At 43.2% G+C, this 17,149-nt stretch carries 8 protein-coding genes, 3 tRNA genes and 2 pseudogenes; 5 read left to right on the top strand and 8 right to left on the bottom strand.

Annotation, left to right across the window (positions count from 1 at the left end):
• Positions 1-181 precede the first annotated feature (181 nt).
• From L6C30_RS07950 to L6C30_RS07930, 5 genes are all read right to left on the bottom strand, one after another.
• A tRNA-Lys gene (locus tag L6C30_RS07950) sits at positions 182-257 on the bottom strand.
• A gap of 75 nt (positions 258-332) precedes the next feature.
• Positions 333-408: transfer RNA gene (locus tag L6C30_RS07945), tRNA-Lys, on the bottom strand.
• Between the two features lie 20 nt (positions 409-428).
• Positions 429-504 (bottom strand) — tRNA-Lys (locus L6C30_RS07940).
• A 195-nt stretch (positions 505-699) separates the two neighbouring features.
• On the bottom strand, positions 700-2,541 hold the full coding sequence (locus tag L6C30_RS07935) for a long-chain-acyl-CoA synthetase (RefSeq protein ID WP_236162802.1): 1,842 nt from the start codon (positions 2,539-2,541) through the stop codon (positions 700-702).
• Between the two features lie 258 nt (positions 2,542-2,799).
• A complete protein-coding gene (locus L6C30_RS07930; protein ID WP_070154452.1) occupies positions 2,800-6,234 on the bottom strand; it encodes an Rne/Rng family ribonuclease in 3,435 nt (1,144 codons plus the stop codon).
• A 760-nt stretch (positions 6,235-6,994) separates the two neighbouring features.
• Between L6C30_RS07930 and L6C30_RS07925 the strand changes: the two genes are divergently transcribed.
• Complete coding sequence (locus tag L6C30_RS07925; RefSeq protein WP_019836017.1) at positions 6,995-7,957, top strand: RluA family pseudouridine synthase; 963 nt, start codon at positions 6,995-6,997, stop codon at positions 7,955-7,957.
• A gap of 367 nt (positions 7,958-8,324) precedes the next feature.
• Positions 8,325-8,992, top strand: a pseudogene (locus L6C30_RS07920) (HAD-IA family hydrolase).
• 399 nt (positions 8,993-9,391) lie between these two features.
• Here the strand turns inward: L6C30_RS07920 and hcaR are convergent.
• A complete protein-coding gene (gene hcaR, locus L6C30_RS07915) occupies positions 9,392-10,294 on the bottom strand; it encodes a DNA-binding transcriptional regulator HcaR (RefSeq protein WP_070155332.1) in 903 nt (300 codons plus the stop codon).
• A 398-nt stretch (positions 10,295-10,692) separates the two neighbouring features.
• Between hcaR and L6C30_RS14980 the strand changes: the two are divergent.
• Both L6C30_RS14980 and L6C30_RS07910 read left to right on the top strand, forming a co-directional pair.
• A pseudogene (locus L6C30_RS14980) lies at positions 10,693-10,883 on the top strand (hypothetical protein); the annotation flags it as partial.
• A gap of 195 nt (positions 10,884-11,078) precedes the next feature.
• A complete protein-coding gene (locus L6C30_RS07910) occupies positions 11,079-12,131 on the top strand; it encodes an MBL fold metallo-hydrolase (protein WP_230243963.1) in 1,053 nt (350 codons plus the stop codon).
• 162 nt (positions 12,132-12,293) lie between these two features.
• On the opposite strand, the gene L6C30_RS07905 is transcribed toward L6C30_RS07910, so the two are convergent.
• Entirely contained in the window at positions 12,294-13,814 is a 1,521-nt protein-coding gene (locus tag L6C30_RS07905) for a catalase (RefSeq protein ID WP_230243964.1), read from the bottom strand.
• Positions 13,815-14,621: 807 nt separating this feature from the next.
• Here L6C30_RS07905 and L6C30_RS07900 point away from each other — a divergent pair.
• Positions 14,622-14,813: a hypothetical protein gene (locus tag L6C30_RS07900; RefSeq protein WP_004976081.1), complete on the top strand. Its 192-nt coding sequence runs from the start codon at positions 14,622-14,624 to the stop codon at positions 14,811-14,813.
• A gap of 15 nt (positions 14,814-14,828) precedes the next feature.
• Here L6C30_RS07900 and ptsP read toward each other — a convergent pair whose 3' ends face one another.
• Positions 14,829-17,126 carry a phosphoenolpyruvate--protein phosphotransferase gene (gene ptsP, locus L6C30_RS07895; RefSeq protein ID WP_230243965.1) on the bottom strand — a complete coding sequence of 766 codons (2,298 nt, stop codon included), beginning with the start codon at positions 17,124-17,126 and terminating at the stop codon, positions 14,829-14,831.
• Positions 17,127-17,149 lie beyond the last annotated feature (23 nt).

The raw sequence follows: 17,149 nt of genomic DNA, 5'->3' as shown, positions 1-17,149 counted from the left end.
TAAATGGGTAGAGTACAAGTTGCTGTAGAAGCATTTTTAATTCGTCTGATCACAGATACTTTATAAAGTATTTTAATACTTTTTTGAATCCGTCAATGCGTAAGTCCTATAAAATGAGAAACAGTATGATCCATACAACAGTACTGTGATGACTGATAATTTAAAGATGTCTTAGAAGGAATGGTGGGTCGTCCGCGATTCGAACGCGGGACCAACGGATTAAAAGTCCGCTGCTCTACCGACTGAGCTAACGACCCAAATGAGTAAAAATGATGATGACCATTTTTATGACGCAAGAGTGTAGTGTACTTTTACGTAATCCTTTCGGAAGATGGTGGGTCGTCCGCGATTCGAACGCGGGACCAACGGATTAAAAGTCCGCTGCTCTACCAGCTGAGCTAACGACCCATCAAGGAATATCAAATAAGTGGTGGGTCGTCCGCGATTCGAACGCGGGACCAACGGATTAAAAGTCCGCTGCTCTACCAGCTGAGCTAACGACCCTGAACCATCATTCAAACTTGGTTTGAATGTGCAGTGCAAGTCAAGCTAAATAGCTTAAAGCACCACTTCGTTTGATGGAGCGTATTGTAGCAAGATATGAAGCGAGCGCAAGTAAAAAATAAAAAAGTTGCCTATGTTTGATTATAAATGCAACAAATTTATTGTATATAATCAAAAAATAGGCAACGGTGTGGCTTAGAAGCGATATTGGTACTGTTGAATATTGTCGTAAATTTCTTGGGTCAGTTCGCAATAAGCAGATTGGTTTGGCAATAACACTAGAATTTTTTCATCACACTGTTTTAAATCAAAACCTTGAGTTTTCAGGGTGTTCTTTTGGTATTTAAATGTGCCTGTGGTTTGCATTTGCTTTTGAATGCGTAAAAAAACGGGTACTGCATAAGCAGGCATTGCTTTTTTAAACTGCACGAGCATTTGACGCAAGTCGTGTTCGTCTAACTGGCAGCCTTCGTTTAGGGTTATCGCAGCCATACCTGCACGACCATTGGTATGTGGGATTTCAACGCCATACACGACAGCTTCAGCAATTTTTTCATAGTCACTGACAATGTTTTCTACTTCTGTGGTGGATACGTTTTCACCTTTCCAGCGGAAGGTATCACCTAAACGATCTACAAACTGGGCGTGACGAAAGCCAATGTCGCGAACTAAATCACCAGTGTTATAATATGCATCACCTGGTTTAAACACATTTTGCATCATCACCGCTTTGTTTTTTTCGGAGTCAGTGTAGCCATCAAATGGAGAGCGACGGGTGATTTTTCCAATCAATAAGCCGACTTCGCCTTTTTTGACTTTAATGCAGTTGCCTTTAGCGTCTCGTACAGGCTCATTTTTTTCTTTATCAAATTGAATGATGGCATAGGGTGTCGGCGAAAAACCAACGGTATTGTCAAAGTTAAACACGTTGCTAAAACCGACATTGCCTTCGCTAGACGCATACAGCTCTAGAATTTCTTGAATGCCAAAGCGTGTTTTGAATTTGCTCCAAATATTAGGGCGCATGCCATTGCCAATCATTTTAGTGACGCGATGTCCCTGCTCTAAATCAGAAGCAGGTGCATCTATTAAATATCGGCACAATTCGCCTACATAGCCAATCGCTGAGGCATTAAATTTGTGTACATCTTGCCAAAAGCATGAAGTGGAATATTTTCTGCGGATGGCAAATGTGGCACTGCCTGCAATTACGCCGCACCAGCACACTACAATACCAGTGGCATGGTACAGCGGCAGGGTACAGTACATCACATCATCCTGCGTTAAACCTAAGACATGACCATAGGTGCCATAAGCCAGCGTCCAGCGGCTATTGGTGAAAATCACCGCTTTAGGTAAGCCTGTTGTACCTGAGGTATAGATATAAAACAACCCATCTTTGCCCTGTACTGACTGTGTGGTGGCAGGGTTAAAGCTTGGGAATGATGCTATACATTGCGCTAAATTTTGAAAACCTTCGGGAGCTATGCCAGCATCTATACGGGTATTTTGATCTGCAAACCAGTGCAGGCGGTTTTCTGCAAGCTCAAGTTCTTGGCGAATATCGGCAACGGCTTGGCGACACTCTTCCCCTACGATGACGGCAATTGGTTTAACTAAATTAATGCTGTGCGCCAAAACTTTGGCGACTTGTGCGGTATTGACCAAAGCCGCGATAACGCCAATTTTTGCCAAGCCAATGACACTGGCAATTAGTTCAGGGCGATTTTCCAACATTACCGCAATGACATCACCTTTGCGTGCGCCAATGCTTAAATAATAATGTGCAATTTGGTTAGCCCATGCGTTGAGCTGCAAATAGCTGTACTGCTGATCTTCAAACATCAAGGCACAACCATTCGGGTTACGATGCACGGCTTTTTCAAACGCGAGACCTAAGCCTGCAGGCGTATTGGGTGTGCGTAAATAGGCTTGCTTTAACCCTGTGATCAGGTGGGGTACTTTAGTCATAAACTGCGGAATTTTTGCCGCAACATCCGTTAATCCAATTAAATCGCTTTTTGTCATCTGGTTCATAAGAATCCTGTTTTTGTCATCATCCGTTGCATCTGCACAGCATCGCGTCTTATTGTTTTGTAATCCCTTAGTCCTAGTGCAATCAACCTAATTTTTAGCTTTGTCAGATGTTTTTAGAAAAGATGTTAAAAATCAAAAACACATAACTCAAAATTAGCTCGCTTAAATTTAAGTCAGCACCGCATTGGTTCTAAAGTAGCAAAAAAAATCCAGCCATTAAAATGACTGGATTTTTTTATTCCGCTGTAAAAGTGCGAATTACGACTCAGTTGGCGGAGTTACTTTTTTAGGTGGACGGCCACGTGGACGACGCGGACGCGCAGTTTTTTCTTTTTCTGCTTTGTCCTGTTCAGATTCGGCAGTTTCGACTGGGTCATCTACTGCTAATTCCGCTTGTACAGGTACGACCACTTCAGCGGTAGTTTCTTCTTGCGCTGCTGCAGTTTCAGTGACAGTTTGTGCAAGGTCGTCTTGCGCATTCAACTCTGGCTGAGTAGCTTCAGTTGTAGCCTCTGCTTCAGGGTTTACTTCTGTAGTTGCTTCGACTTCTGTGCTTAGCGCTACAGACGTTTCTACAGTAGAGTTTGCTTCTACAGATGCGTCGGTAGTTGCCACAACTTCAGTCGTTGGCTCTGCTGCAGCTGTGCTTTCCGCTTCAGCCTTTTCTACTGTCTGTGCTTGCTTGGCTTGTTCCAAGGCTTGCTCAGCAGCTTGTTTGGCTAAACGACGACGCTCACGCGGATCGTTGGCAACACGCTTATCTGACACAGGTTTTGGTGGTGTCAGATCTAACACAGGCGCAGGTTCTGCTTCTGGTGCGGCTTTCGAAACTTCCACATCACGTGTGACAGGTTTTTTCTCTGCTACAGGCGTAGCTGTTGCAAGCGTTGCCGCATATTCATCGGTGAACTTTTGCAAAGCACGATTGAACGTTGGAATTAAACCAAACTGTTCAATCAGGACTGAACAATCTTCCCCATAGACGTGGCGAATCAGGCTACCAATGCTGTATTGCGCTAAAGTTGGCACCTGTGAAGGTGTTAACTTTGGTGCAGCTGCTTGCTGTGCTTGAGCTTCACGTTGCTGACGACGACGCTGACGCGGGTCATTGCTGGCACGTCTTGCAGGTTCAGTCGGCTGTGCTTGTACTTCCGCAGGTGCAGCTGTTTTTTCTACAACAACAGGAGCAGCTTCTACCACAGCAACAGCTTGAGTTGGTTCAGCAACCGTTTCAAGCACAGTTGTTTCTACTGCTGTCACTGGTTCAGCCGCTACTGGCGCAGCATTCAATGCCACAATTTCAGTTTGAGCTTGATCGACATTCACCACCAAAGCCGTTGTATTGAACTCTGGACGCGGTGCCTCAATTAACTCCACTTTCGGCTGATTAGAAGCCACTGCCGTAGTCGTTGCTTGCTCATTCAATACGCTTGGGTCGCGGTGACGATTTGGGCGTTCTGGACGAGGTTGGTTACGACGGTCACGACGTGGCACGGCATTTTGCTGCTGCTCATTGTTATTTTGAGCTTCTTGCTGCTGCGGTGCTTGGTCATTGTTGTGCTGACGACGAGAGTTGCGTTTGTTTTCACGCGCTTCCTGACGTTGCTCCTGACGCGACATTTGAACCACTTCTTCATGCACTTGATGTTGTTGATTGTCATGCTGAGTTTGTGGCTCACGTTGCTCTTTGTGCTTGTTATTGTTGTTGCTGTGACGCGGCTTTTTGTTATTGTGACGCGGAGCTGGTTTGTCTTCACGTTCAGCAGATTTGTCTGCAGAATCACGTTCAGTTTTTTGTGCCACTGTCGATGGTGAAAGGTACACATTTTGACTGCTTGCAGCAGGGGCAGCAGATGCAGTTGTAATTTGACCAAACTGACCGCGACTCACGGCACCGCTATTCACCATTTGCTCAATGGCTGCTGCCGCATTGTTGGCACTACGTGCTTGATCAATAGTGCTAGCTTGCTTTTGAACAAACAGATTTTCTAACCATGCACATGGGCTTGCAGCAGTTGTTGCTGCCGCAGGTGCAGATTGCTGCTGTGCAGATGCTTTATTTTGCTGTGCTGCTTGTGGTTTTCTTGCAGCGGTTTTTTCTGCTGCAGGTGCAGTAGCGTGGCTGTGCGATTGATCGGTTTCTTCTAAATGCCACTCAGAAGACTCATAGCCCAGTTCTTTTTCGCTTGAACGGGTTGCTTCAGTACGTTCATAGCTGGTTGGTGCAAAACCTTCAGGGTTATACGAAATTTCGTAGTGAGGTGTTTCCAAGTGTGGATGTGGAAGTACAGTTACGCGTGTATTTGAAGTTTGTTCCAGATATACCAGACTGTGACGTTTTTCATTCAGCATGAATGCTGCAATTTCTACTGGTACTTCGACTTGAACTTCACCATGACGTTCACGTAAGGCAATCTCTTCTACTTTTCGCATAATAGAAAGTGAAAGAGAGCGTAGGTCACGCACCATGCCTGTGCCATGACAGCGTGGGCAAACGTAGCCAGTCGCTTCTTCAAGTGATGGACGTAAGCGCTGACGGCTCATTTCCATTAAACCAAAACGGGATAATTGACCAAATTGAATACGTGCGCGGTCACTTTGTGTCGCTTCACGAAGTTTGGCTTCAACCATACGTTGGTTGCGATCTTTGGACATGTCGATAAAGTCGATGACAACTAAGCCACCGATGTCGCGTAAACGCAATTGACGTGCAATTTCTTCGGCAGCTTCAAGGTTGGTATTGAGCGCAGTATCTTCAACATCATGTCCACGTGTAGATTTCGCAGAGTTAATATCAATAGATACTAAAGCTTCTGTTTGGTCAATCACAATTGAACCGCCAGAAGGCAATTTCACTTCACGCTCATAAGCGGTTTGAATTTGGCTTTCAATACCAAAATGCGCAAATAACGGCTCATTTAAAGTGTAAGTTTTTAACTTGTCGATTTGACGTGGCATCACGGCTTTAACAAAGTTATAGGCTTCGTTATAAGCTTGTTCTGAGTCAATTAAAATTTCGGCAACATCATCACGTAAGTAATCACGAATCGCACGGGTGACTACACCTGCTTCTTGGTGTACCAACATTGGAGATGGACCTGAGTTTGCGGTATTTTGAATTTGCGCCCAAAGGTCAAGCAAGTGTTGTAAATCAAGCTGTAATTCTTCTTGTGAACGACCAATGCCCGCAGTACGTACAATCACGCTCATGCCGCGTGGCACGTTTAAAGAAGCCAGCATTTCTTTGAGTTCTTCACGTACAGAACCTGAAATTTGACGGCTGATACCACCACCTTTCGGGTTATTTGGCATAAGCACCAAATAACGACCTGCCAATGAAATGAAGGTAGAGAGTGCAGCACCTTTGTTGCCACGTTCTTCTTTTTCTACCTGTACTAAAAGCTCAGTGCCTTCAGTAATCAGTTCACGAATATTGGAAGTTTGGCGAGGGTCGGCTTTGAAATAAGAGTTTGCGATTTCACGCATAGACAGGAAGCCTTGGCGACCTGCGCCGTATTCAACAAATACAGCTTCTAAAGATGGTTCTACACGAGTCACATGACCTTTGTAGATATTCGATTTTTTTTGTTCACGGGTACGATTTTCTAAATCAAAATCGTAAAGACGCTGACCAGTGACAAGTGCAACGCGAATTTCTTCTGCATGTGTTGCATTAATCAACATACGTTTCATGGGTGTAACACCTAATAGTGATACACAGCAAAAAATCGCTAGACACGTAGCGAACATCAAGCATCACGGATCAACTGCTCAGATCTCAAAAAACAATTGTGGTCTGAGCTTTTTTTACCGGCCTTTTTGTGTGGGGCTGCGGTGTATGATTCACGTATTGATGATGGCAATACGGCTTTAACCTTTAAACGGATAAAGTCACCTGATCGCTTCACTGGCGGACGAGCGGTGTATTGGATGTGTGTAACTTTCACTGTCACATTGCTCGAAGATCATCCCTTCTTTTATAGATAGAGTGTCTTGATACGGAATTATCATCGTATCTTTACAAATTGTGCAGATCCAATACATCAAACGCTTTAGCCTGAAGTGGTTTTCAGGGTGCGACTAATCTGATGTGTATCAGTTTACGTTTAAAAACCAACTAGAGTTGGCGACATATTTTTTCAGGCAAACAGATTTATGTACCTGAGGTACAATTAAACGCAACAGTTTGCTTTTTTGCCGATATAATAAGCCTTCGGCGTCGGCATAATTCTTTTGGGACCTGCTCGTATGTCGTGGGATGTTCGTTGATTACTTTATTTCAGAAAAGCCTGAAAAGATTCAACGTGAACCCACTGACGATGGTTTCCGTGCGCTGACTATATCAAACCTTGCATCATCTGCCTATGGGCTAAGCTTATGTTTCTTGTGTAAAGCATAGCCTAAATGATCAGTTTTTAATCAATTTTAGTATTTTATTAGGTCTCTTAACTGTATGAATTCTACCCAACAATGGCAAAGTGTCACTTGGTTTGAAGTGGATGAGCATCAAGCGGGTCAACGCATCGATAATTTTTTATTTAGTCGTTTAAAAGGGGTGCCTAAAAGTCGCATCTATCGTTTGATTCGTGAAGGGCAGGTGCGGGTCAATAAAAAGCGCATTAAAGCAGAAACTAAACTGAATATTGGTGATCAAATTCGTGTGGCGCCTATTCGTTATGAGCAAAAAGATGAATCTGCTGCACCAGTATCTGACAAGGTCGCGCAAGGTCTGCTGGCACGTGTGATTTATGAAGATGAAGGCTTGATGGTGGTGAATAAACCTTCGGGTATTGCGGTGCATGGTGGTAGTGGCGTTGCGTACGGGTTGATTGAAGGTTTGCGTGCTGCGACAGGTAAAAAATATTTGGAATTAATTCACCGTATTGACCGAGATACTTCAGGCTTGGTGATGATTTCTAAAAAACGCAGTACCTTAAAAACCCTGCAAGATTTATTGCGCGAACATAAAATCCAAAAAACTTATGCTGCGATTGTCAAAGGGCAGGTGAGTTTGGATCAACAATTGATTGATGCGCCGTTACATCGTTATGAATTGGCGAATGGTGAACGTCGTGTACGTGTATCAAAAGAAGGCAAAGCGTCTAAAACCCAGTGGAATGTGGTCGAGCGTTTTATGCATGCGAGCTTGGTGTATGCTTCGCCGTTGTCTGGACGTACCCATCAAATTCGTGTGCATGGTTTAAGCATTGGGCATCCGTTGGTAGGCGATGATAAATACGGCCATCAAACTGAATATCGGGGTCCAGCACCACGTCGTTTGTGCTTACATGCCATGCGTTTGGAAATTCCAGGCTATCCTGTGATTGAAGCGCCTTTACCTGAAGATATGCAGAGTTTGGTGGCGCAGCTTCGAGCGCAAAAAGCGGATAAGCCGACAGCAGCACCTGAGCTTTAATTTCTGTAATTCTCTATTGTGTGATAGCAGTTCCCTTCTTTTTAAAGATGAGGAACATTGTTTCGCAAAAAGGAGATTAGGTTTTCAGGGGTAATTGACAGCCATAGTTAAAAATTTTTAATTAAAATTTTGGTTGTATAGGCTATGCCTTACTTTTCAAAGATGATGAGAGGCGCTGCTTCGTAAGACAAAAATCTTTTGTTTTGCTGATCGAACATCCTTGTGCCACACAGAAAAGGCAACATCCCTATCGCCCTTCGCGTATCGAATATTTGTTGTGATATATGTGCTGATTCTTGGTCGTTTTTCTTTTGGGTGTAGGTAAAACGAGGGAATTTAAAAGCTGAATCAAATCTAGGAACTTAATATGAATAAACCTGTAGAACTCATCATTTTTGATTGGGATGGCACCTTATTTAATTCCGTCGGTCAAATTGTGGCGAGTTTGCAGTTCGCAGCACAACAATTTCAGCAACCACTGACCGATGCTGCGGCCAAAGATATTATTGTCTAGGACTGCCTGAAGTGGCACAGCGTTTATTTCCTGAAGTGCCAGAGCTGCATCAAGCGATTTTGCAGTGCTATTCAGAACACTATGTCGAACATTCAAAAAGCGATGCTTGGTTTGAGGGTGTGGCAGATATGCTAGATGAGTTGTCGGGTTTGGGGCTGAAACTGGCGGTAGCAACAGGCAAAAGCCGTAAAGGTTTAGATCGAGTGTTGGCACAAACCCAAAGTCAGGATTTGTTTGTAGCGACACGTGCTGCGAGTGAAACCAAATCTAAACCTGATCCTTTAATGTTGCAGGAAATTTTGAACAGTACCGGTGTGCCAGTCGGGCAAGCGATTATGGTCGGCGACACTTCTTACGACTTAGAAATGACACAAAACATTGCCATGCCGCGTGTGGGCGTGAGTTATGGTGTGCACAGTGTAGAAGTATTGCAACGTTATCAGCCTTTAACCATTGCGCATGATGTGCCGAGTTTGCATGAATTTTTAGTGCAGAAATATCATTTACATTTGGCGGGTTAAATCAACTAAAAACAATTAAGAAAAATTTTAAATTAGAGTAATTTGAAAAATTCCGGATTACTCTTTTTTATGTGCTTTTGAAACATCATAAAAAGGTAATACTTTTAGTCTAAAGATAGGATTAAGACATTTTAGGATTGCTGCAAATTACCGAGTCTATGACTCGGAAAATAATGAACCTGGCCTACAAACAACTTTGCGTGTTTAATACAAAAATAGATGAATAGCGATTGAAAAAGAAAATAAGTATTGGCACAAACTCGTTATTTTTTCGCTTCTTAATCAGTTTACATGCCTCTGAGCCGGATAGCTGATCGCATCTAGAATGTACACAAAGTGCTTGCTACATCAAGCAGTAAACACTTTTGAAAGATTGAATCAATGGGATTGGTTTTAGAATTATTGTTCGCGTTTGATGTCCGAATAGAACACACGCATAAGCAGTACCATAAATTGATGTACTGCAGCGGAATGGCTGTTTTTGCCGTAGCTGATGTATAAATCTAAGTGTGGAAGTTCTACATCAAGTGGGCGGACCACGGTATTATTCATGATCAGAGGGGCAATATAGTCTGGTAAAATAGTGCAGCCCAAGCCCATTCCAATCGAGTCTATATGAAATAAAATGTTGTCCGCCTTTTGGACAATATTAAATTCAATCCCGTTGGCTTTGGCAAAATCCAGAATTGTATGATGCAGGGTCTGTGACTGTTCTACAGAGGGAATAATAAAATCAATACCATTCAAAGCTTTGACAGGAATGCGTTCGTATTTTGCCAATGGATGATCTTTGGGCAAAATAAAAATCAGCGGTTCACGCAGCACAAACTGGCTTTCAATTTCATCACTATTGATATAGTGGTGACTAAAGGTGATGTCGAGTTCACCTTTTTTAATCCTTTTCATTAGCTCAGTGTTGTTTAAACTCAGCAATTCAATTTTTAAATCCGGGTTTTGCACGCGCAGATGTGGCAAGGTATACGGGAAGATTTTCATCTCTGCGACAGGAACAAAGCCAATACGCAGCATTTGCTGTTTGGCTTGCGATACCTGACGTGCCATAGCAACGGCTTTGTCCGCCTGCGCTAACGTTAGACGCGCCTGTTCTAAAAATACAGCACCTTCTTCGGTGAGCTCGACTTTACGTTTGGTACGGTTGAGTAGCTTAACACCTATATCTTCTTCTAAATCTTTAATTTGCTGACTCAGCGAAGGTTGAGCGGTATAAAGCTTAAGCGCCGCTCTACTGAAGTTGAGCTCTTCAGCTACCGTAATGAAGTAGCGAAGGTGACGTAATTCCATGGCGTCATTCCAAATATTAATTCAAAATATGTCTAACTATAGATTAATAAAAGCATAATCCATAAACAACTATGCGCTGAAAATTAGTGGGTCATTCACGAATTAAATAAATTTTCATCATGATGCAACGATTGAAATGCAAAATACAACATTGAATTAATCTATAAAAACTATGAATTGAAGGAAAAGATATTCCCTAAGCATCTCTAAAAACCATTATCCATCAAAAGTTGAGTCTATTTACTTTGTACTATTGTTGGTCACAGGAGAGCTTTTCATGAGTGGAAAATTGATGTGCGCGAAATCGATGTTTTAGTCGATGCAAAAAATGGACATATCACGCCATCTATGGCGCACAGCTATTTATTTACTTGGCCGCCAATTGTCTAAGCTCAGGTTTAATGGCGCTGATTTTAGGTGCGACCTTAAATAATCAATACATCGCATGAATGCGTTAATTGGTATTGCCGTGGTCATGTTTAGGGTTGTAATGTATTTCTGGAAAAAATGGCGCGAACCATATTTTGATAATTCTTATGTCCGCATTGATTTACCTGCGTTTAGGTTTTCTAAAGCCTCGTTGGTATGAGAGATAAATTTCCGATCTTTAGCCTGCTATCGATACGACATTTTTCTCAAAATAACAAAAACATAAAGGAAATTGTCTGCTTGATTTCGCTACTATGCGTGATAGAGTCAACACATGAACTAAAGCTGTGTTTTTTTCTGAACAGTTCAGAATAAAAAGCATCATGGCAGATGCGCTATATATGATTGGGCTTACATGAACAACGTGGAACAAAAGCATTTTCAATTGCCAACGGAAGCCTGTTGGTCGCATACTTGGCGTAAACCCAAGTTGCAGTTTTTGCCTTCAAATCATTATGATGGAGCGCAGTTTTTTAATCCGATTGAATGTCCCGAGGGGTGCAGCCAAATTGATTTATTAAAATGGTTGCTCAAACGCAAATCGAACACTTGGAATGTTAATCCGCAACAAGAAGCGCAGCAATTCTTTACAGCGCCACGTGCTTTACCTCAATTGCGTCCGCAGGCCAGTTTAGACGATTGGCAAGTTTGGTTTGTAGGACATGCAACTGTACTCATTCAAATTGGCCCGTATAACTTTTTGACCGATCCAGTCTGGGCAGAGCATGCTAGCCCAAAGCAGGGGCGAGGACCTAAACGTGCTTGTCCTGCAGGGATTGCACTGGAAGATTTACCGACCATTCATGCTGTATTGTTAAGCCATAACCATTATGACCATATGGATTTAGCCACCTTAAAATGGCTGAATCATCAATTTGCCATGCCTATTTACACAGGTTTGGGTAATGGTTGTTATTTGCCGCCTGACTTGCATGTGATTGAAATGGACTGGTGGCAATCGGCTTTGTTTAAAGAAATGAAAATAATCTACACTCCTGCTCAACATGGTTCGGGGCGTGGTGCACGTGATCAGAACATGGCGTTATGGGGCGGTTTTTCTATTTTGCATGGGCAAGACCATTGTTTTTTTGCGGGCGATACGGGTTATTCACCACACTTTAAAGAAATTCAAACCCGCATTGGTGCACCGCGCGTGGCACTTTTGCCGATTGGTGCTTATGAACCGCGCAATTTAATGCGTTACATGCATATGAATCCTGAAGATGCTTTTCAGGCGCATAAAGACTTACATTCCAAATGCTCATTGGCAATTCACTATCGAACCTTTGAGTTGACCGATGAAGGACGTGATCAGCCTGAGGCAGATTTGCATCAAGCCATGAAGCGTTCATCTAAATTAATGAATCCGTTTTATTGTATTCGTGAAGGCAAAAAATTAATTGTTTAGTCTTTTAAAAACTAGCTCTTAAATAAAAATGACACGCAACTTTTCACGTTCTGAAAAGTAGCAACGACAGATATAGAACACAAAGCCCCTATCGAGATAGGGACTTTGTTTTGATATTTGAAATACTTGTGTTTAGGTTGAATTGATCTTTGAGAACAAAGATTACAGTACGCCTGGCTGACCAAGTGCAGGGTCGCTGGCACGAGCTGCTTGTGCATCGGCAACGGTCATGCCTAGAGCTGCAGCAACGCCTTCCCCATAAGCAGGATCACATGCGTAACAGTTGCGAATATGACGATACTTAATAAAGTCTAATGCATCCCCCATCGCACGTGCCGTGTTATCAAATAGTGCCTGTTTTTGCTCAGGATTCATTAAATTTAACAATGCACGCGGCTGGCTGAAGTAGTTGCTATCGTCTTCACGATAATCCCAGAAATCTGCATCGCCACGAATTTTGAGTGGCGGTTCGCGGTATTGCGGTTGCTCTTGCCATTGGTGGAAGCTGTTTGGCTCATAGTGCGGCAAGCTACCATAGTTGCCATCCATACGACCCTGACCATCACGACGGTTTGAGTGCACAGGGCAGCGTGCAGCATTCACTGGAATTTGTGAATGGTTCACACCAACACGGTAACGCGCAGCATCAGCATAGTTGACCAAACGCGCTTGTAACATGCGGTCTGGCGAGTAGCTAATCCCCGGTACAAGGTTGCTTGGTGCAAAGGCAGCCTGTTCAACATCTTGGAAATAGTTTTCAGGGTTGCGGTTGAGTTCAAACTCACCTACTTCAATGAGTGGATAGTCACCTTTTGGCCAAACTTTGGTAAGGTCAAATGGGTGATAAGGGACTTTTTCTGCATCCAGTTCAGGCATGATTTGCACGAACAGCGTCCATTTCGGGAAATCACCACGTTCAATGGCGTTGTAAAGGTCGGTCTGGCTGCTTTCACGGTCACGACCAATCAATTCTGCTGCTTCAGCATCGGTTAGGTTTTGAATGCCTTGTTGAGTGCGGAAGTGGAATTTTACCCAGAAACGCTCATTGTTGGCATTAATAAAGCTATAGGTATGACTACCAAAACCATGCATGTGACGATAACCGACTGGAATACCGCGATCCGACATGACAATGGTCACTTGGTGGAGTGCTTCTGGCAGTAACGTCCAGAAATCCCAGTTATTGGTGGCGTCACGCAGATTGGTACGTGGGTCACGTTTAACTGCTTTATTTAGGTCAGGGAACTGACGCGGGTCACGGAAAAAGAACACGGGTGTGTTGTTGCCGACCAAATCCCAGTTACCTTCTTCGGTATAGAATTTTAAGGCAAAACCACGAATATCGCGCTCTGCATCGGCAGCGCCACGCTCACCAGCAACGGTAGAGAAGCGCGCAAACATTTCAGTTTTTTTACCCACTTCAGAGAAAATTTTAGCACGGGTATATTGGCTAATATCGTGAGTGACCGTAAAGGTACCAAATGCACCTGAACCTTTGGCATGCATACGTCGCTCAGGAATCACTTCACGCACAAAGTTGGCAAGTTTTTCATTCAGCCATAAATCTTGTGCAAGCAGTGGACCACGTGCACCTGCGGTCATACTATTTTGGTTATCTACAACAGGTGCGCCTGCATCGGTGGTTAAATGCGTCACAGGGCATTTTTTTATCTCTTGGCTCATCATTGTTCTCCATTATTGTGATCCTCATGTAGGGGGCTGCATTAGAAACTTATCTTCATAAAGCAAGCGGCCATGAACCGTTTTGTTGGTTTAAAAAATCAACTACAACACCACAATATCATGCAGATTGGGCTTTGTAGATGAAAGCTTTTCAAATCTCACCATTTTAATGTAAAACGATTTTATTGATTTCACAAATAGATAAATATGTTGCTTATGATTGGTATATTCGATTGTATTTTGTGAATTAAATAATCATTTTTTGCAGCATGAAATGTCTGAAACGCAGAGGCCTAGTTGCACAAACATTGGAAAGGGAGGCGCCCCGAACTGAGCCAAACTTAAGGTGTAACTTGGTTAAGTGATCAATCTAATTACGCAAATCTGTTGAGGACTGCTACACGTGCATACATCATCGAACCAAGTGTTGATATTTCCGCGATGAATGAGAGCTCGGTTATATCAAAACCAATGGTTGTAGGATAAAGTTTAGGTGTAGGCTTATTCATTTGAAAAATTATATTTTGAAAAAAACTTGGAAATAGGGGTATGCAACAAAGCTAGGTATTAATAAAAAAACGCGCCAATAATTTATTTATCTTCCATTCATCTTAACCCTATTGAGCAGAAATCGCTTGTAAAATGTGCAAAAAAGCTTATGATCGGCTTCCCAATTTAATATGCAACATTGGGGAGAGAGTTGTGACGTGCTACAGAATCAATTAGCTTGAATTTTCTCTTAACATCTCCATTTATAAAGAGTAGTGACACTACTCATTTCAATGATCAACCGAAAGGAACAGCGCAATGGCAAAGAAAAAACAGCCTGAGCTTATTCAGCATAATTTTGTAGCCAAGCACATGCACGAGGTGAACAAAAGTCAGGTTTTTGTAGACCGTAAGAAAAATGCCAAACGAGGCTATAGCAAACACAAACAAGGGCGATATTCCGATGATTATCGCCCTTGTTGTTTTTGGAGTGAATGGTGTGTTGCTTGAGGCTTAAACTAAGTTTTATGGAGATACGATACGTGTCGCCAGTTTCACCATATCGCCCAAGCCATGGGTTTTAAAATAATATTCCATCAGACTTTTTACCATCAGCGGATTATTCATTTTTAAGGCCTGATCTAACAAATGCTGTGCATCAGTCATCGGTACATGACAAATTGCTTTACGCACCCGCAAGATATTACTTGAGCTCATCGACAGGGTGTTAAAGCCCATAGCCATCAGAATTATCGCAGACAGTGGATCTCCCGCCATTTCGCCACAAACGCTCACAGGCTTGTCATATTTATGACATTCTTTCACCAAGCGGGTTAAGGCGCGCAGTACTGCAGGATGAAAGTGTGAATAGACATTGGCCACGCGCGGATTGTTACGATCTACTGCCAATAAATACTGGGTTAAATCGTTTGACCCCACCGAGAAAAAATCCACCAACGGGGCAAATTCATCAATTTGCAGCAGCACACTCGGCACTTCCACCATAATACCAATTTTCGGTTTGGTGATTTTGACCTGTTCTTCTTCCTGCACTGCTTGCAAGTCACGATCTAGCAAATACAAGGCTTCTTCAACCTCGCTGACACTGGTGATCATTGGCAGCAAAATATGCAGATTATTCAAACCAATACTGGCTTTGAGCATGGCACGAATTTGCGAAGAAAAAATTTCAGGATGATCTAGCGTGAAGCGAATCCCGCGCCAACCCAAAGCCGAGTTTTCTTCTTCAATCGAAAAGTACGGCAAGTCCTTGTCTGCGCCAATATCTAGTGTACGCATTACCACAGGTTTGTTGGCAAAGTGACTGAGTTGTTGGCGGTAAATGGCACGCTGTTCTTCTTCACCCGGAAAACGATCACGTAGCATAAATGGAATTTCAGAACGATATAAACCAACGCCTTTGGCACCGCGTTGTACGCCACGCACCACGTCAATCATTAAGCCCGTATTGACATACAATTTTACCGCTACGCCGTCAGGGGTAATGGCATCTTTGGTTTCATATTGTTTGAGGTCTTTGGCAATCTGTTCTTCTTCTTTTTGAATTTCTTTATAGCGCGTCCGCATGCGACGTGGCGGGTTGATAAACACCCGCCCTTGATGCGCATCTACAATCATTTCCACATCGTCTAGGCTGTTGATGGGCAACTCAGTCACGCCAACTACAGTTGGAATACCCAAAGCGCGTGCCACAATCACCATGTGTGAGTTCATCGCGCCTTCGGTGGTGACAATTGCAGCAATTTTATCGACAGGCAGTTCTACCAAAGCTGCGGTGGAGATTTCTTCACCAATTAAAATACTTTCATCGGTCAGTTCGCGGTGACTGGCATCGGCTTCTTGTAAAGAGGCGAGAATACGACGCCCTAAATCTTTCAGGTCAGAAACACGTTCGCGTAAATAGTCATCTTCCATTTGCGAAAATAGGGCAATGTGATTTTCAATCACAATACGCACTGCACCTTGTGCCCAGTTACCTTCACGAATCAGTTCTTTAATTTCTGCAGGCAGGGCATTTTCATCTAGCATACGCAGGAACACACTGAATAAAGCGCGTTCTTCTGCCATTAAAGCATCCTGCATTTTATCATCTAGCGCCTGAATTTCTTGACGTACTGCATCTAGTGCATTGTCCAGTAAAGTCAGTTCTTCACTAATGTCATCGGCTTCACGGTCAGGTACAGCGGCTAAATCTGCAGGAGGATACAGAATTACCGCGCGGCCGATTGCAATTCCGCCTGAGCCCGATACGCCCTGAAAGGTTTTATAGGCAGGTAGATTGTTGGGTTTGCGGAATACATCAATATTGCCCACAGCATGCGCATGTGCAATGACACCAGAAAGCTGGGCGCAGAGCGTCACTAAAAAAGACTCTGCCGCTTCAGAAAAGTCTTGTTTATCCTTGTTTTGCACCACAAGAACGCCCATCACTTTACGACGATACATGACAGGCACGCCAAGGAAGGAATTATAAATTTCTTCGCCTGTTTCGGGTAAATACATGAAGCGTTCGTGTTTGGGCGCATCGTTTAGGTTGACAATTTCTTCACGTTGTCCGACTAAACCGACCAAACCTTCACTGGTATGTAATGACACATGCCCCACGGACTCAGGATTTAAACCCTTTGACGCCATGAGCAAGTAACGTTGATTGCGTTCATCTAATAGGTAAATAGAGCAGACATCCACATGCATGGCTTCTGCGACCTGATTTACCATAATATCGAGTGATTCATGCAAACTGGTGGACGCATTGATTTCTTGTACAATGCGTCTAAGGGTATCCAGTTGCATGTTCGACATACGCGCTACTCCATATTCTAATC

The organism is Acinetobacter sp. KAM396, from assembly GCF_021602765.1.
Classification (GTDB): Bacteria; Pseudomonadota; Gammaproteobacteria; order Pseudomonadales; family Moraxellaceae; genus Acinetobacter; species Acinetobacter towneri_A.
Note: the sequence above shows the minus strand (reverse complement) of the source record. Positions and strands in the feature narration are given on the sequence as shown.